This window comes from Sphingobium sp. TA15 (assembly GCF_037101235.1).
GTDB classification, from domain to species: domain Bacteria; phylum Pseudomonadota; class Alphaproteobacteria; order Sphingomonadales; family Sphingomonadaceae; genus Sphingobium; species Sphingobium indicum.
Genome location: NZ_AP025356.1, coordinates 1 through 22,909, shown reverse-complemented (window position 1 = coordinate 22,909; position 22,909 = coordinate 1). Strand labels below are relative to the sequence as shown.

The following is a 22,909-nucleotide window of genomic DNA, read 5'->3' as shown; positions in this document are numbered from 1 at the left end:
CTCATCGTGCGCCGTTGGTCTTTTGCAGAGGGGATTGGAGGACAAGGATGAACAAGTTTTTAGGTTCGCTGATCGCGAAACTGGCGCGGGATGAAAAAGGCCTGACGGCTGTGGAATATGCCGTGCTGGGCGCGGTGGTGGTCGCCGCCATCGTCGCGGTCGGCGCCAATTTCCGCACGCAGCTCGGCACCGCCTTCACGACGATGTTCAACAGCGTCAATCCGGGCTGATCGCGATGCCGGCGCTGCGGCTGCGGACATGCGAGCGGGGGCTGGCGGCGCTGGAATTCGCGCTGCTGGCGCCTGCGCTGCTGATGCTGGTCTTCGCGGTCGTGCTCTATTCCTTCTACTTCGCCGCGCTGATGGGCGTGCGCCATGCCGCGGTCGAGGGCGCTCGCGCCGCCGTGGCGGGGCTTTCCACCACGGAACGCACGGCGCTGGCGCAAAGCCGGGCGCGGGCGGTGGTCGACGGATATGGCGCGTTGCTGGCGGCGGGCGGCGGGCCGATGGTCACGGCGGGGCCTGATGCGACCGGGACGTTCCGGGTGCGGGTCAGCTATGACATGAGCGGCAGTCCGATGATGCGTTACGCGACCTTCATCCCCATGCCCTCCCCCACGGTCAGCGCCAGCATCGTCGTCACGAACGGCAGCTATTGAAGGGGACGCCCCTAAACCTGTGTTAGCGGCCTTCCGCTTTGGTCCGCCGTTCAGGAACCGGAAGCGCGGTGCCGCGCTTGCATGGGAGTCACGCCCATGAGCAGAGGAGAATCCCATGTCCGTCATCGACAGGTTCGTCGCAGCCGTCACGCCGCCGGAATCGGAAGAGGACCGCGCCCGCGCAAGAGAGAAGGCGCGGGCGGCGGCCGGGGCGGGAGACTGGCTCGACCAGATCCTCCAGCATCACCAGCAGATCGAAATGGCCTTCAGCGAGGCGGAGGCGGCGATGGACGCGTCCAGCCGCACGCGCGCCCAGCGAAAGCTCGCCGCGCTGCTGACGGCCCATTCCAGCGCGGAGGAAGCGGTCATCTACCCGCAGCTTTCGCACGACCATAAGACGCATATGGCGATGGCCTATGAGGAGCAGCAGGCCGCCAAGGTCCAGCTCGCCCTGCTGGAAGCGCTCGATCCGCTGAGCGACGATTGGGGCGAAAAGCTGGAGCATATCAAGGGCGCGGTCGCCCATCATGTCTATGAAGAGGAAAATGACCGCTTCCTTCACCTGAAGGAGGAAATCCCGCCGGCGGATCAGGAACGGATGACCGCGCGCTATCAGGAGGAGATGGCGCGTTACGACAGCGGGCTTTAGGTTTCCAAGCCGATAGGATCATCGGCTGGCTCGGAAAAGGCGGTAAAACAAAGGCCTGAAGCGGCCGATCCGACTACATCGGATCGGCCGCTTCAATGTCGATCCTTTCCAGCTTGGTGAGTCACCCCGCCGAAGGGCGGGGCTGCGCGGCGGCGGCGAGGTGGGCGGGCACGGTGCGGATGGCGGGGGTCTTCGTCATCCGGCGATAGGTCGCCAGCGCCTGTCCCACCACTTGGTCCATGTTGTAATAGCGGTAGGTGGCGAGCCGCCCGACGAAGGTGACGTCGGTCTGCGCCATCGCCAGCGCTTCATAGCGTTTGAAGAGTTGCTGGTTTTCCGGCCGGGGGATCGGATAATAGGGGTCGCCCTCCGCCGCCGGGAATTCATAGGTGATGCTGGTCCCCGGCACCTGCTGCCCGGTCAGGTGCTTATATTCGGTGATCCGGGTGTGCGGCACGTCGGGGGACGGATAGTTCACGACCGCCACCGGCTGGTATCGGTCGACATCCAGGCTGACATGCCGGAACCTAAGCGAGCGGTAAGGCAGCTTGCCATAGCGATAGCCGAAATATTCGTCGATCGGGCCGGTGAACACCAGATGATCGTGCGGATAGGCGTCGCGCGCCTCGCAATAGTCGACCCCCAGCAATATGTCGATATTGGGATGGTCCAGCATCCGCTCGAACATGCGCGTATAGCCTTCGAGCGGCATTGCCTGGAACCTGTCGGTGAAATAGCGATCGTCTTTGCTGGTGCGCGTCGGCACGCGCGAGGTCACCGCCTTGTCCAGTTCCGACGGATCGAGACCCCATTGCTTGCGCGTATAGCCCTGGAAGAACTTTTCATAGAGTTCCCGTCCCACGGCCGAGATCACCACATCTTCCGAAGTGCGGACGACCGACACCGGCTCCGCCTGCGCAGCGAGGAAGGCGGCGGCATCCTCCTCCGTCGCCAGGTCCAGGCCATAGAGCAAGTTGAGCGTGGTCCGGTTGATCGGCATCGGCACCAGCAGGTCGTCCACCGCCGCCAGCACGCGATGTTCATAGGGCCGCCATCGGGTGAAGCGGGAGAGATAGTCGAATATCTCCTGCGAATTGGTGTGGAAGATGTGCGGGCCATAGCGGTGGATGAGGACTCCGGCATCGTCCAGCTCGTCATAGGCATTGCCGCCGACATGCGGGCGGCGGTCGACCAGCAGCACCTTCCTGCCGCCGTCGGCGGCCAGCCTTTCGGCCATGACGGCGCCCGCGAAGCCCGCCCCGACGACCATCGCGTCATAATGCCGCGACGGGCCGCTTTTCCAACTGGTGGGCGACACGATGGGATGGGCATGGGCGCCGCGCGAGATCGCTTCCCTGATGAGGCGGCTCATCTGCTGGAAACTCTTGTCCCAGGACATGCCGGCCAGCACCTTGTCCGCCTCCGCCAGCCAGTCGCCGCCGGAGCGGGAAAGGGCCAGCGCCGCATCGCAGGCGCGGATGAAGGCGTCGCCGCGCTCCGCGATCCGCACCGCCTCGATCTGTCCGTAATGGCGGATGACGTCGGCGATGGGCGTCGACACGACCGGCTTTCCGGCCGCCAGATATTCGGGCGTCTTTGTCGGGCTGATGAAGCGCGTCGCGTCGTTGATGGCGAACGGCATCAGCGCCACATCCCAGTCCGCGACGCAGCCGGGCAGGTCGTCATAGGAACGGCCGCCCAGGAAATGGAGATTGGGCCGGCGCGGCAGGTCCGCCTCGCCGATCTTCACGACCGGGCCGACGATCTCCAGATCCCAGCCGGGGCGCGCATCGGCCAGCGCCGCCAGCAGTTCGACATCCATCCTCTCGTCGACGACGCCGTAAAAGCCCAGGCGCGGGCGGGCGTCATCCGGACGCCGGATCGGGGCAGAGCGGGCCTGGGCGAAATGCGCGGCATCGACGCTGGAGGGAAAGGGATAGACATGGCCATGCCGGTCCTTCTTCGCCTCATAAAGGCTGTAGCCGCCGGTGAACACCAGGTCGGCCTGGGACAGCAGGCGCTGTTCCAGCGGCAGCAGTTCGGGCGGCGCGCCCTTGAAATTGGCCAGCTCGTCCATGCAGTCGTAGACGATGCAGTCAGCCATGACATGTTCCGAAAAGGGCAGCATCATGGGGGTGTAGTACCAGCGCACGAACGGGCCGGATTCGCCCGTCAGGAACAGGTCGAGCAGGCGCTTCGAATTCTCGCCATCCTCTTCCCGCGCGCCGTCGGCCGGCAGTTGCGGCGTGATGACGATGACGCCGCTGGTGGCGCAGACGTCGATATGCAGGTCCGGCTCCGGCAGGCCTTCGACAAGGCAGGGTTCTTCCCAGAAGAGGACGCGGGATTGGGCGGCGAAGCGACTCATCAGATGCTGAGGACGCTGAAAGACGAATTTCCACCGCAGATGACTGAAGCAGAGAATGGTATGCGCGCCGTTCGACGGAATTGATCCAGATTCATGCCAAGGGGAAGACTGGGTCTGGACCATATTACGCAACCTTTCTGCGGTGTGAACATTGGTCAAACCACGACGGCGAACGGTCCGTTCCTTGTCCTCTATTGATCCAGGTTGCTGGGACGTCGCAATTCTCCGCTTTTCACTTGATCGAAGTTCAACGAGCCAAATAATCGACCGATCATCGCGCCCGCCATTGCAACGGAGGACCGGAATGACCATGCAGCCGCAGCTATGGGGTGGTCTGGAATGCACCGTGAACCGCGTCCACGACCGTTACCAGGACCAGGTCCGGGCGACCGGGCATCAGGACCGGGCGGAAGACCTGGACCGGCTGGCGATGCTGGGCATCCGGGCGATCCGCTATCCCGTCCTGTGGGAGAGGGTCAGCCCGCGCCATCCGGACGAGCGCGACTGGCAATGGACCGACGAACGGCTGGGGCGGCTGCGCGACCTTGACATCCGCGTCATCGCCGGGCTGGTCCATCATGGCAGCGGCCCGGCCTATAGCGGCCTGCTGGAAGAGGGTTTCGCAGCCGGGCTGGCGCGTCATGCGGGGGCGGCGGCGGAGCGCTATCCGTGGATCGCCGACTGGACGCCGGTCAACGAGCCGCTGACCACCGCCCGCTTTTCCGCCCTGTACGGCCATTGGTATCCGCATCATCGGTCCGAACCGTCCTTCTGGCTGGCGCTGCTGAACCAGATCGACGCCGTTCGCCTGTCGATGCAGGCGATCCGGCGGGTCAATCCCGCCGCGCGGCTGATCCAGACCGACGATCTGGGCCGCAGCTACGCCACCGCATCCCTTCGCGAACAGGCCGGGTTCGACAATCTGCGCCGCTGGGCGAGCTGGGATCTGCTCTGCGGCATGATGACGCGCGAGCATCCGCTGTGGGAGCGCCTTTCGGGCTTCGGCTTTCAGGACAGGCTGCGCGCCATCGCCGACGATCCCTGTCCGCCGGACATCATCGGCATCAACCATTATCTGACGAGCGACCGCTTCCTCGACCACCGGCTCCACCGCTATCCCGCGCATAGCCATGGCGGCAGCGACACGCAGCTCTATGCCGATGTGGAGGCCATCCGCGTGCTGGAGCCGCCGCCCCAGGGGCTGGAGGGCGCCCTGCGCGAGGCATGGACCCGCTATGGCCGGCCGCTGGCCGTCACGGAGGTCCATAATGGCTGCACGCGGGAGGAGCAGTTGCGCTGGATCGCGCAGGCCTGGGACGTCGCGAGCCGATTGTGCGCCGAGGGGATAAAGGTCGAGGCCGTCACCCTCTGGTCGCTGCTGGGCAGTTCGGGGTGGAACAGCCTGCTGACGCAGCCGGGTCATTATGAGCCGGGGCTGTGGGACGTCAGCAGCGGAACGCCGCGCGCCACGGCGCTGCTGCCGCTGGCGCAGGCGCTGGCCCGCGGGGGTGAGCGCCCGATGCTGGCGGATGGCGCGGGCTGGTGGCAGCGCCCCGTGCGGATCGTCCATCCGGGGGTCGCCCGCCCCGCATCGATGAAGGCGCATCTGGCCGGGCGTTCGCATAACTCTGCGGCCCGTCCTTGTTCGGACCATCTCTCTTCGGTCCGCCCGCTGCTGATATGCGGCGCGACGGGAACGTTGGGCCGGGCGATGGCGCGGGCCTGCGCGCTGCGGAACATTCCCTTCATCCTGACATCGCGGGCGGAACTGGACCTGACGGCGCCGGAGACGGTCGCCGCCGCGCTCGACCGCATCGCGCCCTGGGCGGTCGTCAACGCCGCCGGCTGGGTCCGGGTGGATGAGGCGGAAACGGCGCGGGACGCCTGCCTGAGCGCCAATGCGCGGGGAGCCGTGGCGCTGGCGAAGGCGTGCGGGGATCGCGGCGTCGCGTCGCTTTCCTTCTCCAGCGATCTCGTCTTCGACGGGAAGAAGGGCGCGCCCTATGTCGAGGACGATCCGGTCGCGCCGCGCAACTGCTATGGCCTCAGCAAGGCGGAGATGGAAGAAGGGATCGCCGCGCTGGGCGCCCCTCACCCGTCCGGTCGCCACCTGATCATCCGCACCGCCGCCTTCTTCTCGCCCCATGACGATCATAATTTCGCGGTCGCCGTGGTGCGGTCGCTGAGGCGCGGGGAGACCATATTGGCGGCGGAGGACCTGATCGTGACGCCCACCTATGTGCCGCATCTGGTCGCGACGTCGCTGGACCTGCTGATCGACGGCGAGGCCGGGCCATGGCACCTGACCAATGGCGAGGCGCTGTCCTGGGCCGATTTCGCGCGCCGGATCGCGATGAGCTGCGGCTGCGACCCCTCGCGCATCCGGGGCGTTCCCCACCGGACGCTGGGCTGGACGGCGGAGCGGCCCGCCAATGCCGCGCTGGCCAGCCGCCGGGGGGCGCCGCTGCATTCGCTTGCCATGGCCATCGATCATTTCGCGGCGCATCTGCCAGGGGAGATGATCCGGCAGGCGGCATAAGACCATGTCCGGCCTGGCGATTATGCTCGTTTCGCCGTGGCATTTATTTCGACTTCATAACCAAAGGGCGGATTGGCGTACTATAACGTAAGTGTAATGAAGAAGTGCTATAATATCTTCTCAAAAGATCGAAATTTCCTCTTACTCAGATCATATTAATCTTCTTGCCCTATAGCTGAGCGATGTTAATGGCCGCCTTCAGGGCGGCAATAGAAGCGGGTCTTGAGCGGGCATATGGGCAATCGTTGGACGCCGGAAGCGGCGCATCGCTGGTTCGCGCGGCAACCATGGCTGGTCGGGTGCAATTTCACGCCCTCCAACGCCATCAATCAACTGGAAATGTGGCAGGCGGGCAGCTTCGACCTTGCCACCATCGACCGCGAGCTGGAACTGGCGGCCTCGGTGGGGATGAACAGCGTCAGGGTCTATCTGCACGACCTGCTGTGGCTGGACGACGCCGCGGCCTTCCTGGCGCGCATCGACGCCTTCCTCGCGGTGGCGGACCGTCATGGCATCCGCACCATGCTGGTGCTGTTCGATTCCTGCTGGCATCCCGAACCGGCGCTGGGGCCACAGCCCCAGCCGCGCGAGGGGGTTCACAATAGCGGCTGGGTCCAGTCTCCAGGCGTCGCCGTGCTCCGGAATCCGGACGAGCATGCGCGGCTGGAGGATTATGTGCGGGGCGTGGTCGGCCGCTTCGGACAGGACCGGCGCGTGCTGGCCTGGGACATCTGGAACGAGCCCGACAATGGGCCGGAGGTCGCGCTGTGCGACCCGGCGGCGCTCAAGGCGAAGGCTGATCTGGTCGTGCCGCTGCTGGTCGAGGCGTTCGGCTGGGCGCGGGCCATGCAGCCGATGCAGCCGCTGACCAGCGGCATCTGGCTGGGCGACTGGTCGGCGCCCGACCTGCTCAGTCCGATCCAGCAGGCGCAGACGTCGCATTCCGACGTCATCTCCTTCCACAATTACGGCATTGCGGAGGATTTCGCCCAGCGCGTCAAATGGCTGAAGACCATGGGCCGTCCGCTGCTCTGCACCGAATATATGGCGCGCCCGGCGGGCAGCACCTTCCAGGCGATCCTGCCCATCGCGAAGGAGGAGCAGGTCGGCACCTTCTGCTGGGGCCTGGTGAAGGGGAAGACGCAGACCCACCTGCCATGGGACAAATGGGAAAACCCCAATCTGGAGGGGCTGAAGGAAAAATGGTTCCACGATATTTTCGATGCGGACGGCACCCCGCATGACGAAAGCGAAGTGGCCTTCCTGCGGCTCATCAACCGGCTGGACGAAATGACCGCCTGAACGGATTTTCTCCGGGCGGAGGGGCGATGCTGCCTCGCGCCGAGGCAAAGTGTTTCCCGCGACGGGACGTCATCGAAGCGCAACCTGTTCCTGCGCGGGCAGGAACAGGTCAAATTTAGCCGGGGTTCCGATCCACTTTGCGCAGCGCGTCCAGTATCTCGTCGATGGGGATCGGCCGCTTGTGGGGGGGCGGGCGCCTGACGGCGGGATTGCCCTCCACGGCATTGGCGTCCGAAGCCCAGGATGCAAGGATGGCGCGCTTCACCTCAGGTTCCAACTGGGGATGATGGGCCACTTCGAAGGGGCCTTGAAAATGGGAGAGGGACATGGGCTTGCCTCCTTTCTTCCAATCCTCTCTTCCTTCCGGCGGTGACCGCCAGGCGCCAAATTAAGGGCGGGAAAGCATCCATTCAAGGTCGTTTTTTCAGCTAGGCCGGCTCTCCTCATCGCCGATTTGGTTTCCGCCGGGGCAGCGCCGCACCTGCCGGATTGACTGGCCAGCCGCCACGTCCTACCCACAGCGGATCGGCATTCCCACCGGGATGGCCGGGGCAGCCAGACTGCGCACCGGACAACCGGCCGCATCCATTCCGATCATCAGAGTGCAGGAAGGTGCAGGCAGGACAGCCATGGCGGACGGACGGACCATGAATGGGGTGGATCGGCGCGGCCTTATCGCCGCCATGGCGGGGGCGCTGTTGCCGGTATCCGGCTGGGCGCGGACCCGTGGCGGCTACGCCGCCCTGCCCTTCGGAAATGGCGAGCGGCCCCTGGTCCGCTATCCGCAGAAGCGGGCGCTCATCGGTCTCACCACGCGCCCGCCGCAGCTTGAAACGCCGCTGGCCCTGTTCGACGGACCGATCACGCCCAATGACGCCTTCTTCGTGCGCTATCATCTTTCGGATCTGCCGCTCGACATCGATGCGCGGAGGTTCCGGCTGGCGCTGGGCGGTCATGTCGAGCGGCCGCTCTCCCTTTCGCTCGCGGAACTGAAGCGCGACTTTCCCGTGCAGGAGATCGTCGCGGTCAACCAATGTTCCGGCAATGGGCGCGGCTTTTTCGAACCGCGTGTAGGCGGCGGGCAACTCGGCAACGGCGCGATGGGCAATGCCCGCTGGCGCGGCGTTCCGCTTCGCGCGCTGCTGGACCGCACGGGGGTGCGCGCCGGGGCGCGGCAGGTCACGTTCAACGGACTCGACAATCCCCAGGCCGACGGCATTCCCGACTTCGTCAAGGCGCTGGACGTCGACCATGCCCGCGACGGCGAGGTGATGGTCGCCTGGGCGATGAACGGGGCGGACCTGCCCTTTCTCAACGGCTATCCGTTGCGTCTGGTCTTGCCGGGCCATTACGGCACCTATTGGATCAAGCATCTGCATGAGATCAACGTCGTCGACGCGGCCTATGACGGCTATTGGATGAAGACCGCCTATCGCATTCCCGACAATGATTGCGCCTGCGTCGCGCCCGGCGGCAAGCCGGACAGGACGCGGCCCATCGGCCGGCTCAACATCCGGTCCTTCCTCACCAGCCATATGTCCGGGGCGCAGGTGGCCGCGGGCAAGCTGACAGTCCTGTCCGGCATCGCGTTCGACGGCGGATCGGGGATTGCGCGGGTCGACATCTCCACCGACGGGGGCGCAAGCTGGCGGCAGGCCGATCTGGGCGAGAATCTGGGCCGCTACAGCTTCCGGGCATGGCGGTCGGCGCAGAGCCTGGCGCCCGGCCGCCATCGCATCCTCGTCCGCGCGACGGGCCGGTCGGGAGAGGTCCAGCCGTTCGATCCGCTCTGGCAGCCCGCCGGCTATATGCGCAATGTCGTCGAAGCCGTGGAGGTCGTCGCCCTGTGAAAGCGCTACTGCCCATCGCCCTTCTCGCCGCGAGCGGCGCGGCTGCCGCGGGCTATCGCCTGCCCGACGAACGACCCATTGTCCTGCCGCCCGGCGATGGCGCGGAACTGACGACGGCGATCTGCTCCGCCTGCCATTCGCTGGACTATGTCACCACTCAGCCACGCGGCAAGGGGACGCAATTCTGGAAGGATAGCGTCGGCAAGATGATCAAGGTCTATGGCGCGCCGATCGAGCCTGCCGATGCCGAACGGATCGCCGCCTATCTGGCCGCCACTTATGGGCGGAAGGAGGCCGCCGGGCCTTCATAGAGGCGCTGGCATCAGTGGTCGCGGGCTTTTTGCGTATACGCAAAGTCGCCTGTTGAGGCTCCGGAAGCGATCGCGTTCCTATGGCATGACCGGCGCGGCCCGGGCCGCGACGATGGTTTCGCGCAGCCGCGCCAGCAGTTCGTCCAGATCGGCATCCTCCGATATGTTGAGGTCGATGGTCAGGCCGCCGCTCCGGCCGGGCCTGGCGCGGCCGATGCGCGCCCCGCCCGCGATGATCGCCATGTCGCGCCCTTCCTCAACAGGCTGCGGCATGGCGGCCTCCCGCAGCCGGGCCAGCACCGTCGCGGGCGAAAGCATGCGGCCGCCCTCCCGCGCCAGCTCTTGTTGCTGTTCCCCGATGGATCGCGCCTCGGCAATGATGCGCGCCCGCTGGTCCGGACGGCGCAGCAGCGGCGTCAGGATTTCGGAATAGCGCACGCGCAACTCGTCCCGCGTGGCAAAGGCGTCCACCACCTCCTCAGGCAATTGCGCCAGGGCGAGCAGGCGGCTTAGCTGGCTGTTGGAAAGGGTAAGCGCCTCGGCCATGCGCGATTGCACCCCGCCGTAGAAGCGTTCGACCGCATGCTGATAGCTGCGCGCCCGGTCCAGTTCGCTGATGTCCGCCCGCTCGCGATTTTCGATGTCCGCCAGGCGGAAGGCTTCCTCGTCCGACAGGTCGACGACCAGGGCCGCCAGCCGCATTTCCGGCCGCCCATTATGGTTGAGCCAGTCCACCGCGAAACGGCGGCGGCTGCCGACCAGAAGCTGGTAGGGCCGGTCCGAACCCGGCGGATTGAGGCGCACGAGGACGGGGATGCGGTTCCCGCCTTCGCTGGCGATGGAATCGATCAGCGACCGGCAGCCGTCCGCCGTCAAACCCGGCTGGTCGCGCGGATTGCCGTCCCAGACCGAACATTCGTCCGGCTGGATCGAAATCGTGCCGCGCGATCCCGGCCCCTTGTCCGTGAAAGGCGCGAGCCGCTGGTCAAGGCGGCTCAGCTCCTCCTGATCGACCGGACCTTTGCCGGCGGCGGGTTCATGGGAAAGGGTCGCCAATATGTCGCGGATGAAGCGGGCCATGGATCACTTCCTTTGCGTGAGCAGGCCCACGCAATAGCGGGACAAGTATGATTGCGGCGCGAAATCCGGTTCGTTTCGGAGCAATCCCTTTTGCCTAGAAACGCCGTCCGACCGTCAGCGCCGCCGCATGAACATGGCGGTCGGAACTGAACTCGCCCGCATAGCCCAGGCGGAACGTGGTGCGGTTGTTCCAGGTCGCGCTGATCCCGGCATTCACCAGGCCCGCGTCACGCGCCAGCCGGGTGGGACGCAGCGTGAAGATGGGCAAGTCGCGGGTGGAGAAGCGCGCTTCGATCCGGCTGTCGGGGCGGCTGCGTAACTCGCGCTGCCATTGCGCCTCGACCGACGGGCGAAGGGTCCAGCCGCCTTGCGCCACATTGGCGGAGAGGCGCGCGCCCAATGCGCCGCGAAGCGACTTGGTGCGGAAGGTGGCGACCTCCAGCGCGGCGGGTCCGCCATTTTCGACGAAGCCGCTGACGTCGGCATAGCGATAATGCAGGCCGGCGAAGGGCTGCATCCGAACCGGGCCTGCGCGCAGCATCGCGCCCGCCTCGCCGGATGCGGCCCAGCCGTCGCCGTCCACGGGCGCCACCATCCGCCCGGCGAAGCCCGCCCAGCCGATTTGGCGCCGCAGCTTATATTCGGAGAGCGTATAGGCCGCCGTCGCGTCGACATAGAAGCGGCCGTCGCCATAGCTGGCATAGGAGCCGATCTGGCTGTTGAACTGGCTGATGCGGGGGCGCCGCGCCGGGTCGAGTCGGGCGTCGATGCCGTCGATGCCCAGCGTCGCGCCGACGATGAGGCCTGGCACGGGCTTCACATCCATGGCGAAGCGCAGCGACCGGCTGTCGGACTCCGCTTCAGGGCGGTCGACGCGGGCCTTATAGCTCGCCTGCTTTATTCCTCCGCTCAGCATCATGGTGATGGTGCGGTCGCCGCTGGCCGGAACATCGGCCGGGGCATCGATGGCGATGCTGCGCCGCTCGGCCAGCCAGGAGCGAATCTCCCGGTCGGCGGCGTCCATCGACTGGATCGACAGGCGGGGCAGCAGGGAATAGCTGCGCGGCGAGAGCTGGCCCAGCGCATCGGCCCGCGCCGCGGCCGTCGGCAGGGCGTCGATCGACGCGAGCATGGCCGCGCGGTCGCCGCCGGGCGCGCCCCCCGCCGCGTCCAGCATCGTTCCCACCGCGGTTTCGCCCGGCGTCACGGCATAGGGCGCGTAGGGACCGGCCATGGCGGGCTGGGCATTGAGGAGCAGCAAGGCCGCTGCGCCCTCAATCAGGCGGCGGATCGGAAAAAGGCGGTTCGGCAAGGTGATATTCCCCTTATGAAGAAGATTTTTGCGTGAACGCAAAGGCCAGCGGCCAGCGTTGGGGATCGGTTTGAGGAGGCAGTGCGCCCACTGCCTCCTCGCCCCCGCCCTACCCCCGGGGGCTATATGGGGGAGAGCATCGTGGCAGGCGGCCCGTCATGCATGAGGACCATGGCGGACCGCCACGCCGCGTCAGTTGCCGCCGCCCAGCAGCCCGCCCAGCAGGCCAGTCACAGGAGCCGTGGCGGAACCCGATCCGGTCGCCGGGGCCAGCGCGCCGTTCAGCAGGCCAGTGACGGGGGCCAGGACATTGCCGGTGGCCCCCTCCCCTCCTCCCAGCAAGCCGTCGACCAGGCCGGTCACGGGCGCGAGTGGGGAACCGCTCTCTCCTCCGGGCAGCGTCGGGGCGAGGCTGTTGACGGTGTCGAGCAGGGGCGCGGCCACGCTGTCGACCGTGCTGGTGACGGTCGCCACCACAGGGGCGACGGCGCTGACGACCTGGTTGACGGTCGTTTCGGCCTGCGGTCCCAGCAGGCCGCCGGCCAGATTGCCTGCCGGTTGCAATCCCGCCTCCACCCCGGCGGCGGTCGTCGGCACGGTGACGTCGACCAGATTGCCCTGCGTCAGGACATCGACCGTCGCCAACTGTCCGGCAACCGCGCCGCCATCCGACGGCAGCAGATTGACCCCGACCAGCGTGCCCGAAGTCGAGGCGCCGGTCAGGACATCGCCGCCGACATTCGCGCCGATCAGCGGCCCGCCCAAAGCGGCGGAAGGATCGCCCCCTATGCCGCCCAAGGCGCCGGTCAGGCCGCCCACCGCATTTTCGACCAGCCCCGTCACGGGGGCGAGGACGCCATTGCCGCCCACCAGCGGATCCGTGACGGGCGAGAGCGCTCCGTTGACCGTGTCCAGCAGCGGCGCGGCGAGCTGGCCCACCGTCGAGGTGACGGCCGCCACTGCGGGGGAGAGACCGTCGGTAAGCTGGGTCACGGCCTCCCCGGCCGGGGCGCCGAGCAGGCTGCCGGCGAGCGTGCCCACCGGCGCCAGCCCCTGCTGCACGCCCTGGGGCGTGGTCGGCAGGGCGACCTGCGCGACGGTGCCGTCGCCCGTCAGCAGATCGACGGTGGCCACGCTGCCGGTCGCCGGAGTGTCGCCCGGCAGGACGTTGACGCCGATCAGCGATCCGGGCCCCGTGGGTCCGACCAGCGGCTGATTGCCGATGGACGCCCCGATGATCGATCCGCTGCTGGTGGGGCCGGTCGGGCCGGTGGGACCAGTCGGACCGCCCGGGCCGGTGGGTCCGCCGGGGCCTGTCGGGCCAGCGGGTCCGGTGGGACCGCCTGGGCCGGTCGGACCGCCTGGACCCGTAGGACCGGAGGGGCCGGTCGGACCCGCTGGGCCAGTTGGGCTGGTGGGACCGGCCGGGCCACCCGGACCCGTGGGGCCGCTTGGGCCAGTGGGGCCGGACGGTCCGGTCGGGCTGGTCGGGCCAGTGGGACTTGTCGGACCTGTCGGGCCGCTGGGACCGGAAGGAGACTGGCCGCCCCCTGCCCCTATGTCGAAACCCACGCCGTCGGCGCAGGCGCTGAGCAAAAGAAGAGGTATCGCCGTGGCGCACAGCAGATAGCGCCGTCCCGACCGGACCGATCCATGAAGTGGCATTGCAAGACTCCCTGTTTTCCTGCGAGCAGATCGCAACGGGAGCACGTTAAGCCGGGCAGTGCTTATCGCCGCGTCAAGAAGAAACCAGTCTGGTCAGAACGGTTTACTTCACCCATCTTCGTCACAATTCGACACGCAAAAGCATGTCGCGGCCCGCGCAAAGCCGCGCAAGAGATAAGGCAATCCCCGTAACAACCGGCTTTTACCTGGCTTCCCGACACTTGCTTGTCCGCAAAGCCGGGCCAGGGCCGCGCAAGTCGCCCTTGGCGGGATTTCTTCCGATATGGCTCATTTTCGCGACCGAAGGCATCGGTCGCCGCTGCGATCGGCACGCATCCATCCTGCCCGCGCCCCATCGGCGCGGTTCTTTGCCAAGGGTGAGGATGGAGGATCGTGCCGTCAGGTGCGGCTCACCGCCATCTGGGCCCTTCGATCCAGCTCACCAGGCTGCGGCGGAGGCCCTTGGTCACCGGCAGTACGCGATGCTGGAGGAAGGAGGGGAAGATCAGCATGCTGCCCCGCGACGCGAAATTCACGCCCGGTTGCTGAAGGCCGAAAAATTCGAAGGCGCCGCCCTCATATTCATCCGGGTCGGACAGTTGCACCACGACCGACAGCTTGCGATCGAACGGGCGGGAGGATTCCAGCCACACATCCTGATGCCAGTCATATTTGCCCTGCGCGCGGCCGTGATATTCGGTATATTGCAACTCAAAGGGGCCGGCGATGTCGATCCCGAAATTGGTGCGGTTGGAAGAATGGACGAACTGCATCAGCCGGTCGACAATGTCCTTGTCGCGATGGACATCCAGCCAGCTTATGGTGGACGATCGATAGGCATGATCGCTGCGCACCGCCTGCGCGAAGCCGACGGTCGCGCTTTCCGGCTGATAAAGCGCCGCGCGCTTGACGATGGCGTCGCATTCCGCCCCGGTCAGGGCCGCGGGCCATACCTCCCACACATTGTTCATTGTCTTGCTTCCCGCTTCTTTGTTTTTGCGTATCCGCAAAAGGACGGATCAAAATGCCCGCCCTACCCCGAAGAAGAATCGCGCCTTTCGGCTATGGCCCGGGTCGGGCCGCTTGACCGGCACGGCCACCTCAGCGCTGACCCGCCATTTGGGGCCAAGGCCCAGTCGCACTCCGCCCCCGGCCGATGCAAGGCTGTAGTCCCGCGCCGCAAGGCGGTAGGCGGGCCGCGCCGTGCCATGCGCCAGCGCCCCGTCAAGCGCAACGAACAGCGCGCTCGCCTTCAGCAAGGGCGATCGGGCCGGAAGCGACCACGAAAGTTCCGCGCTGCCGGCAACGGCCTGTTCCGCCGTCAACGTTCCGGTGCGGAAGGCCATGCCGACGCCCCGGCCGCCCAGCGGGAAGCGCTCCGTCACCGGAAGATCGTCCTTCGAATATTGGCCCTTGATCGACGTCCTGAGGCTGAGCTTGCCGCTGATCCCCTTCACCGCGACGGCCTGGACATTGACCTTGGTGAAGCCGGTTTCGGAAAAGCCGGCAAAGGGCCTGGCGCCCAGGGCGTCGATCCCCTGGCTGACGACCGTGGAAATCGCATAGCCGTCCCGGGCGTCGGCGCGGGACCAGGAAGCGCCCAGGCGCAGCGCCCGCGACCGATAATCCCCGAAACGGATGTCGAGGAAATAATTGTCGCTGTCGATGCCGTCGAGGGACGCCGTGACCGACAGTTGGGACTTTGTCGACCGTAGCACGGGATAGCTGAGCGCCAGGCCGGCCAATGTCGCCTCACCCGTCGTCCTGCTGTCGCGCGAACGGGTTTCGACATGGGCGGCCTGCGCGGCCAGGGTCAAGCCGTTGCTGCCGATGGGGGTGGCGTGGCTGAGCGAATAATATTGATAGCGGTCGGGATAGAAGGGCAGGTAGCCGGCAATGCGCGTGCTGTCGCCTTCGCGGACGAGGCCGTTGACCGTGACCGACATCTGCGCCTGCACGCCCTGCACGACATTGCTGACCCCGCTATTGTCGATCGTCAGGCCGATCTGCACCTGCTTGCGCTTGACGATGAGGTCCATCAGCAGGTCGCCCGGCGCGCCCGACTGCCGCAGGCGGGCATCGACCGTCTGTCCCGGAATATCGCGCAACAACGCCAATGTCCGTTCCAGGCTGCTCTTGCGCAGCGGCGCGTCCCGCATCAGCCGGCGCATATGCGCGGCGATCAGCCCGGCAGGCATGCTGGGCGACATGCCCGCGAGGCGATAATCCGTCACCCGCCCCTCGACCAGACGGATGGTCAGCACGCCACCGCTCGGCACCTGGGGCGGGATGGAGACGGAATAGAAGGCGATGTCGCTCCGCGCATAGGTCGCGCTGATCGCATTGGCGATGGCCTGGAGCGTCTCGCCGGTTAGCGGATGTCCGATATAGGGCGAGGCGGCGGCATCAAGCTGGCCCGTGGGCAGCGTCGTTCCGCTATAGCGCAGCCGCGTCAGCAGGGTCTGGCCTGCGGAGGAGGCCGCAGGCGCGACCTGGACCGACGGCGCAGGGCGCGGCGCGGCGACGGGCGGCGACGCGATCTGCGGCTCGAGCCGGTCGGTACGGTCGCGATCGATGATCGGGGCCGCGCTCTGCTGGCCGGGCGCTGCGTCCTGCGCGGCCGCCGGGACCGCCAGCATCAGCCCCAGACCCGTTGCAACCGCCCATGCCGCGCCCCTGCGCCACCCCATCCCCGCCATGATCCGCCGCCACCTGCCCCCACGCCATCCCGGCCGCCAATGGGCCGCTGCGCAGAAGGATGGGCGAAAACGACCCGGCCTTCATCTGCAACCGGGACCGGATCGGTTATATCTGCAAGCCTTTGTAAAATATCCGCGCAGTGCCGAAGCCCCGCCTTGGCCGATCCGCCCAGGCCGGCATCGCCTGGCGCTCGACAATTGCGACCATTTTGGCGGAACGGACGCCCGCCCGGCCCTTGCCCCGGCCCGAACGCCTCCTCGCGCCGGGGAGATCAGAGTCGCGGCGGAGCGGAAATGCCCCCAAAGGCTCCCGATCGGGCATGATTTCGGCATCGCAAAGCGCCAATAACGCGATTTTGCTGCCGATTTTCGCTGTTCGCCGGTCGCAAAGGGGCTGGTTGAGCGCGAAGAGACAGGTTAAGACCATCCGTCCACGAAAGGGAGATCACCATGAACAATACTGAACTCGCCGAAGCATTGGCCGCCGATCATGGCCTGACCAAGGCCGATGCGCGCAAATATGTCGACGGCGTCTTTTCCGCCATCGCCGGCGCCGCCGCGAAGGGCGAGGAAGTGTCGCTGAACGGATTTGGCAAGTTCAAGGTCAAGGACCAGCCCGCTCGCGAAGGCCGCAACCCCTCGACCGGCGCCGTGATCCAGATCGCCGCTTCGAAGAAGCTGACCTTCACCCCGGCCAAGGCCGTGAAGGACCAGTTGAACGGCTGAAAATGGCCCCGGCGGCCGCACCTGGCCGCCGTCCCAATCTCCGCCGACACATGATCGGAAGGATCGGCCCGGATGAACGGGACGGCACCCCTCCCTTGATCGAATGGCGCGCCCCAGCCGAACGGGCGGGGTGCGCCATATTGGCAGGATCGATGCCTGCCCTCCCCCTCCCCATCTGATGCAGGTCCGCGATCTTTGCGCGGTTTAGACCGATCGTCATGGAGTGTTCTGCCGGGATGTCGGGAAGCCCTTTTCCGCTCTTCCCGCTGTGCTGCCCGATGAAACCGCCCGGATGGATTGCGTGAAACGCAATCACATCGCCGCGTTTCGCATTTGCCATTGCACGCCCGCCGCGCCAATTGGCGAGTGCCTTTCAGGCATCCTCTCCTAACTCATTGGGCCGGTCGAAAGACCGGCCTTTTTTTTGGTCCACCGGAAACAGGTTTCGCGGCGGACAAATATTGCCTTGCGCTGGCCGAACACTGGTAGGCGCGACACGAATATAGATCGATATTCCGGCTTTGCTGTATGGAGCGTGATGCTTGCGCAATGTAACTGACGGACCATGGACGAAGATGGTCTGCTACATGGCACGGAAGCGCACGATAAAGCTGTGCCATCCCGAAACAAAATGCGCTTGTTTGTTCCTGTTCGACAGCATGCGACCGGGCTGTCAAGTTGTTTCGGATTTACATTTCACGCAAAACCGCTCAAAAGGCCCTCTCTATTAATCGAAGATGGGAAGCGGGGCCAATGTCTGAAAACAACCAGCCTGACATCACGACGCTCACTGTTCAGCTGGTGAGTGCCTTTGTCTCCAACAATAATGTCGCGAGCGAAGGTCTTGCCGATCTCATTCGGACCACCCGCCTGGCCTTGACTGATGATCTTGCCGCAAAGCCCGAAGATGCGGCGGCGCCGACTTACACGCCGGCGGTGTCGGTTCGCAAAAGCCTGTCTTCGCCGGAGCATATTCTCAGCATGATTGACGGCCGACCCTACAAGACGCTGAAGCGCCACCTTGCCAGCCATGGCCTGACCCCCAACGAATATCGCGAACGCTATGGGCTGCCGAAATCCTATCCGCTGGTCGCGCCCAACTATTCGGAAGCGCGGCGAGCAGTCGCCACGAAGCTCGGCCTGGGCAAAAAGCCGGTGAGCGTCAAGAAGCCGGCCGAAGCGGCTCCTGCTCCCGCTGTCGCCGCGCCGGCGGCTGCGAAGCCCGCCGCTGCTCCCAAGGCAGCGCCCGCAAAGGCGGCGCCTGCCAAGCCGGCCGCGGCGAAGACGCCCGCTCCCAAGACTGCGGCCACCAAGGCCCCGGCAGCCAAGCCCGTGGAGGCCAAGCCCGCCGTCGCCAAAGCGCCCGCCGCAAAGGCGCCGGCCGCAAAGCCTGCCGCATCGCGCAAGCGCCTCTCCATAGCAACGCCGTCTGCACCCGCGCCGAAGAAAGACGCCGCTCCTGCCGCCAAGCCTGCCGAAAAGGCGGCGGCAGGCAACAAGCCCGCCCCGGCTGCCAAGGCGCCCGCCAAACCCGCTCCCAAGAAAAAGCCTGCCGCCAAATCCAGCAAGGCGACGGCAGCTGAAAAGGCCTGATCGTCAGATTGGCGGACGTGCTTTCATTCATCATGAAAGCACGTCCACCTTTTGACGCCGCATTTCCGGGCCGGGCAGTCCGGTTGCCGATCAGGATCACGCTCCGGCCAGCGCAAATGTTGGTCGGGCGTTTTCCTTGATGTCAATTGGATAGATATTCGGCCATGGCCCGCCAATCGGGTCAGGTTCATCGTTCGGATTATGCCACAAGAATCCGGTTGCCGAAAAAATGATGGCGGGAGCAAGGCAAATCCCGGAGGATAAAAGGACTGTTCAGCTAATCTATTTTCTTTGTCGGGATTGACCCATCGGCTTCTCGAGAACTTGCAGCGGCATGTTTCGGTTTTTACGAGAACCCTTCACCGTCAATTGAAAATCAATGGCTCATTCAGGACATCGTCCCAGCGTGCTGATGGGTGACGGGTTTTGTTATACGTCTCTGACGGATTTTTCGCTGCTCGCCAGCCTATCTTCGGGACCATTTATGGATGAAGATTTACGGCTTTTAGAATTTAATCTGATCCGCTTCATGACTAGGCAGCTTGGACAAATTCGAAAATGTCGTGAAATGGCCATGAGCGGTCATTACCCCCACCGTCACCCCGGACTTGATCCGGGGTCCCGCTTTTGCCTCTACACCGCGCCCAGCCCAAGGCAGCGGGACCCCGGATCAAGTCCGGGGTGACGAATAGGGGGGGAAAGGTGACGAATAGGGAATGGCCCCTCCCCACCCAAATCACTCAGTCCGGCAAGTCTTGAATTTGTCCACGCTGCCTAGGCTTCAATATATCAACCCGATCTTCGACGGTGATGCCCAGCCTTGAGGCCAATGCCATCCTGTCTCGCAGTTATCCGCCGCTTGGCGCTTTTTCCCATTGCCAGGCTTCATCTTCCCTGGCGCTCGATCCGGCGTTCAAAGCTACGCCAGCGGCCATTGCCCAAAATTTAGGCAGGCTGGGAAGCTCACAGGAAAGAAATTCGCCCTGCTGACGGGCCAACCTAGCTGGCCCCCTCCGCGGCGCCTGACGAGCCTCCGAGGGCGAAATAGGCGCGTTTCCTGTTCTGTTCCCTTTTCCCAGACGGTATAAGGACTCCCTCTTGCCTCGGCAGGCCAACGCCACCTGCAAAATAAGCGCGGTCGTCGCGCAACGCTTTCATCCCATCGCGCGAGAGGATGTCGAATGATGCTGGCGGGCATCGCCTTGTTATGGCATATAGCTATGGCCTGAAGGGTCGCCTCAAAACAGGAGGCGCCATCTATCCACCCCCATCCCAGCATGTACAACCAACCATATTATTTGGTTGTAGTCCATCTTGCGCTATGACCGGGGAATGCACGATTTTTCAGCTTCGCCGGATCATGCCCTGCTTGTCCTGGGGCGGCTGGACGGGCGGCTCTGCAACAGCCCGGCGGCCGACATCTGGCTGGCCAGGGAAAGGCTGAAGGGCGCCTCCATGCTGTCAGGCTTTGCCGGGGTGCCGGTGTCGGTTACGGAGCTTCAGAACTGGATTTGCGGGCGGACGCCGCCGCCGCGCCATAGCGAGGGTCTCAACGATCCGCTCTCCGTTGCCGCCCTCTTCCATTTTGCCCTGTCGGCAAGCGACGATCGGGATCCGATCGCGCGGGCGACCCTCAATATCTCCCGCACGCTGCTCGATGACAGGAAGGAGGCTGGACTGTGGGCGCCCGAGGATCTGGTCCGCTTCGGCCCGTCATGGCGGATGGCCCAGATGCTGCTGGAGGCCCCCTACCCTGCCGGCACCTTGCTGGGGATCGCGCAGCGGCTGATAGATGCCAGAGGGAGTCTCGACGCGCCTGTCACCGAGGGTCATCTGGTGACGACGGCGGACGGGCGGCAATGGCGCATCGATCCGCGGCGGTTCGATATGGGCTGGGTGCTCGCCTGCCATCTTCCAGGCGCGTTGCTGGCGGCGGGCCTCAGCCTGCGCCGCTTGCCCTCGCTGGTGGGACTGCCGCGCTTCTTGCCGGACGATGCTGGTTCATTGGCGAAAGCGATTGCGGCCATGATCGCCCGGCAGGCCGGGCAGGGATTGATCGAACTGGACCGGCTGGAGGCGAAGCTGGCACGGTTGCCGAAGGAATTGCGAGTGACGCGACGAAGCAAGGCCCCGCTGCTCATGCGGCTTGAACTGGCCTATCCCGGGCTTGGCAAGATGGCGGTCGCCCGTTTGCTGGGCATTTCGCACCAGGGCGCGACGAAGCTGGTTGCGCAGGTGGAGAGGCTGACGGGAGGGCATTAGGAAATGGAGCCTTCGTCCATCCTGCTTCATTTTCCAGAAAATATCGTGCTGCTGTTATAAGGTTTCTAGGAAAGTTAAAGAGTTAGCGGCTGAGAGTTTCGGCCCGAATCGCCGGAATCGCACGAGTCGGCCTTTGTGCCGCGTTCCCATAAGGTCGATTGTCCGTTCCTGTAATGTCGACGCTGGCGTTCCCGAAATGTCGGGGAAGCGTTCCTGAAGAGGCGAAGACCGTTCCCGGAATGTCGAGGCTCGCCATTTGCGGTGGGTGGCGCTTGGCGGATTGAATCATATTGGGCGGGGGTGTCGGGAAGGACGTTCAAATTCGGCGGCGGGTCGGGTGCATTGAACTGTCGTGCGCGACAGCGGGGTCCGCCATATCCGTGTCACCCGACACTTCGGGAACGCTCTAGCCATGGGGCAAGGCAGAGGGACGGTGGGTCTGACATCGAGCGGCGGATATGAGATATGTTTCCGTCCGGCATCGGAAAATGGAGACAAGAGAAATCGGAGTGCGATCCGCTGCAATCGCAATCTAAGCGGACCGCGCTCTAGGGTGTATCGACATTCAGAAGATGGCGAGCCGAAAATGGTGGTTTACCGTGACCCGGCGCGCAGCCTACTCAAAGTAGGTGAGCACCGGAAGCACGGAAAACCACCATTTGCAGGCCGCCAGGGCTGAATGTCGATACAGCCTAGAGACGGTGCCGGTTCTTCTCATGGAAGCGGCGGACGAAGCCGATGAACGCCTTTTGATAGTTGACCGGCGTGCGTGCGGGATCGGCGTCGAGCCAGTCGCGGAATTCCTGATGGAGCGTCTGATAGTCCCAGCCGGGATATTCGGCGCGCAGGGTCGCCATGGTCGCGTCGGTGATTTCGCCGGCGCTGGCTTTGGCGGACATGCCGGCCAAGGTTCTGCGGATCATGCCGCCCGCGTCGACCAGCATGTCGGCATCGGCCGGAGGGTGGCGGACTGCGCTGTTGTTGTGGGTAGCGGCGGCGGCCGACTGCGGGGTCGCGGCCGTCCGCCGTGAAGTCGTCGTGGGGGGAAGCGGATCGGATTGGGTTCGGCGGCGCATGCGGAGCGAGGGTTCGCGCTTGCCTTCGGGCTGTTCCAGCTCGACCGTATAGCCGGGCAGCGGATCGCGTTCGGCGATCCTGGCGATCTCGAACTTGAAGCGGCGATAGGCGCCCTCGGCCCCTGATTTTTCGAACAGGGTGGGCATGGAGATGGCGAAACCCCCCTCCCCTGCTCCGCCCGCATGCTTGCGCGCCACCTTGTAGAGCCAGCGTTCGCGGCCGCCGGTGAGGTCGAAATAAGCGCGGTCGATGCTGAGCACGCCGCCCTGCATCAGCACGCCTTCATAGAACCAGTTGCTGAGTTCGATGGTCATGCCGCGGGAGCGTTCGGTGCGTTCGTCGACCAGCTGGGTCCAGCCGTCCAGCCAACTGAAGGTCGCTTCGCGGCGGTTTTCGGCGCGGATATTGGTCTTGATCGTGGTGGAGACGAGCCGGTCGAGCGACTGGCCGAGCAGTTCATAGGCGCGGCCGGTGGTCGGGCGGTGGATGGCGCGCAGCAGGTCATAGGGCATGAGGTGCAACTTGCGCGGCACGTCGTTGAGGCCGCGGCGGGCCATGTCGGCCAGGACCGAGGCGCAATAGATGAGGATGTCGGCGTCCCAGATGGTGGCCATGCCATAATCGGGATTGGCCGAGACATGGACCCAGGCCTTGCCGTCGGGGGAGGTGTAGTCGATCGGCTTGACGCGCTTGGTCTTGGCGAGGCTGAAGAAGGGGCGCTCCATCATCTCGCGCTGGTCGCGCAGCGGCATGTCCGCGATATAGGGGAGGAAGAGTTCGAACTGGTCGTTGATCTGCGTCCGGGCGGCGCGGGTCAT

18 protein-coding genes are annotated in these 22,909 nt (G+C 65.3%); 10 read left to right on the top strand and 8 right to left on the bottom strand.

Annotated features, from left to right (window positions below):
* Positions 1-47 precede the first annotated feature (47 nt).
* The 3 genes from Sj15T_RS17470 to Sj15T_RS17460 all read left to right on the top strand — a co-directional run bounded on the left by Sj15T_RS17470 (position 48) and on the right by Sj15T_RS17460 (position 1,307).
* A complete protein-coding gene (locus Sj15T_RS17470) occupies positions 48-230 on the top strand; it encodes a Flp family type IVb pilin (RefSeq protein ID WP_007684467.1) in 183 nt (60 codons plus the stop codon).
* Positions 231-235: 5 nt separating this feature from the next.
* A complete protein-coding gene (locus Sj15T_RS17465) occupies positions 236-658 on the top strand; it encodes a TadE/TadG family type IV pilus assembly protein (RefSeq protein ID WP_013053622.1) in 423 nt (140 codons plus the stop codon).
* 115 nt (positions 659-773) lie between these two features.
* Positions 774-1,307: a hemerythrin domain-containing protein gene (locus Sj15T_RS17460; protein ID WP_013053621.1), complete on the top strand. Its 534-nt coding sequence runs from the start codon at positions 774-776 to the stop codon at positions 1,305-1,307.
* 121 nt (positions 1,308-1,428) lie between these two features.
* Here Sj15T_RS17460 and glf read toward each other — a convergent pair whose 3' ends face one another.
* Entirely contained in the window at positions 1,429-3,675 is a 2,247-nt protein-coding gene (glf, locus tag Sj15T_RS17455) for a UDP-galactopyranose mutase (protein WP_013053620.1), read from the bottom strand.
* Positions 3,676-3,979: 304 nt separating this feature from the next.
* Between glf and Sj15T_RS17450 the strand changes: the two genes are divergently transcribed.
* The gene (locus tag Sj15T_RS17450; RefSeq protein WP_013053619.1) at positions 3,980-6,214 is read left to right on the top strand and encodes a sugar nucleotide-binding protein; all 2,235 of its coding nucleotides are present in this window, start codon (positions 3,980-3,982) and stop codon (positions 6,212-6,214) included.
* Positions 6,215-6,448: 234 nt separating this feature from the next.
* Positions 6,449-7,516 (top strand): cellulase family glycosylhydrolase, encoded by a 1,068-nt coding sequence (locus Sj15T_RS17445; protein WP_007684472.1) that lies wholly within the window; start codon positions 6,449-6,451, stop codon positions 7,514-7,516.
* Positions 7,517-7,631: 115 nt separating this feature from the next.
* On the opposite strand, the gene Sj15T_RS17440 is transcribed toward Sj15T_RS17445, so the two are convergent.
* Positions 7,632-7,844 (bottom strand): hypothetical protein, encoded by a 213-nt coding sequence (locus Sj15T_RS17440; RefSeq protein ID WP_013053618.1) that lies wholly within the window; start codon positions 7,842-7,844, stop codon positions 7,632-7,634.
* 301 nt (positions 7,845-8,145) lie between these two features.
* On the opposite strand from Sj15T_RS17440, the gene Sj15T_RS17435 reads away from it, so the two are divergent.
* Together Sj15T_RS17435 and Sj15T_RS17430 are read left to right on the top strand one after the other, a co-directional pair.
* Positions 8,146-9,366 carry a molybdopterin-dependent oxidoreductase gene (locus Sj15T_RS17435; RefSeq protein ID WP_013053616.1) on the top strand — a complete coding sequence of 407 codons (1,221 nt, stop codon included), beginning with the start codon at positions 8,146-8,148 and terminating at the stop codon, positions 9,364-9,366.
* The gene (locus tag Sj15T_RS17430) at positions 9,363-9,677 is read left to right on the top strand and encodes a hypothetical protein (RefSeq protein WP_013053615.1); all 315 of its coding nucleotides are present in this window, start codon (positions 9,363-9,365) and stop codon (positions 9,675-9,677) included. The genes Sj15T_RS17435 and Sj15T_RS17430 overlap by 4 nt, the downstream gene beginning before the upstream one ends.
* A gap of 78 nt (positions 9,678-9,755) precedes the next feature.
* On the opposite strand, the gene Sj15T_RS17425 is transcribed toward Sj15T_RS17430, so the two are convergent.
* From Sj15T_RS17425 to Sj15T_RS17405, 5 genes are all read right to left on the bottom strand, one after another.
* A complete protein-coding gene (locus Sj15T_RS17425) occupies positions 9,756-10,757 on the bottom strand; it encodes a ParB/RepB/Spo0J family partition protein (RefSeq protein ID WP_013053614.1) in 1,002 nt (333 codons plus the stop codon).
* Between the two features lie 94 nt (positions 10,758-10,851).
* Positions 10,852-12,069 (bottom strand): autotransporter outer membrane beta-barrel domain-containing protein, encoded by a 1,218-nt coding sequence (locus Sj15T_RS17420; RefSeq protein ID WP_013053613.1) that lies wholly within the window; start codon positions 12,067-12,069, stop codon positions 10,852-10,854.
* A gap of 192 nt (positions 12,070-12,261) precedes the next feature.
* On the bottom strand, positions 12,262-13,734 hold the full coding sequence (locus tag Sj15T_RS17415) for a hypothetical protein (protein ID WP_049775189.1): 1,473 nt from the start codon (positions 13,732-13,734) through the stop codon (positions 12,262-12,264).
* A 410-nt stretch (positions 13,735-14,144) separates the two neighbouring features.
* Positions 14,145-14,705 carry a 2OG-Fe(II) oxygenase gene (locus Sj15T_RS17410; RefSeq protein WP_007684482.1) on the bottom strand — a complete coding sequence of 187 codons (561 nt, stop codon included), beginning with the start codon at positions 14,703-14,705 and terminating at the stop codon, positions 14,145-14,147.
* Positions 14,706-14,753: 48 nt separating this feature from the next.
* Positions 14,754-16,433, bottom strand: a complete 1,680-nt coding sequence (locus Sj15T_RS17405) for a ShlB/FhaC/HecB family hemolysin secretion/activation protein (protein WP_253720738.1) — start codon at positions 16,431-16,433, stop codon at positions 14,754-14,756.
* A gap of 450 nt (positions 16,434-16,883) precedes the next feature.
* Between Sj15T_RS17405 and Sj15T_RS17400 the strand changes: the two genes are divergently transcribed.
* The 3 genes from Sj15T_RS17400 (at position 16,884) to Sj15T_RS17390 (ending at position 21,014) form a co-directional block, all read left to right on the top strand.
* Positions 16,884-17,159, top strand: a complete 276-nt coding sequence (locus Sj15T_RS17400) for an HU family DNA-binding protein (protein ID WP_007684484.1) — start codon at positions 16,884-16,886, stop codon at positions 17,157-17,159.
* 753 nt (positions 17,160-17,912) lie between these two features.
* On the top strand, positions 17,913-18,752 hold the full coding sequence (locus Sj15T_RS17395; RefSeq protein ID WP_013053605.1) for a MucR family transcriptional regulator: 840 nt from the start codon (positions 17,913-17,915) through the stop codon (positions 18,750-18,752).
* Between the two features lie 1,332 nt (positions 18,753-20,084).
* On the top strand, positions 20,085-21,014 hold the full coding sequence (locus tag Sj15T_RS17390) for a hypothetical protein (RefSeq protein WP_013053601.1): 930 nt from the start codon (positions 20,085-20,087) through the stop codon (positions 21,012-21,014).
* 692 nt (positions 21,015-21,706) lie between these two features.
* Here Sj15T_RS17390 and Sj15T_RS17385 read toward each other — a convergent pair.
* Positions 21,707-22,909 (bottom strand): replication initiator protein A, encoded by a 1,203-nt coding sequence (locus Sj15T_RS17385; protein ID WP_013053600.1) that lies wholly within the window; start codon positions 22,907-22,909, stop codon positions 21,707-21,709.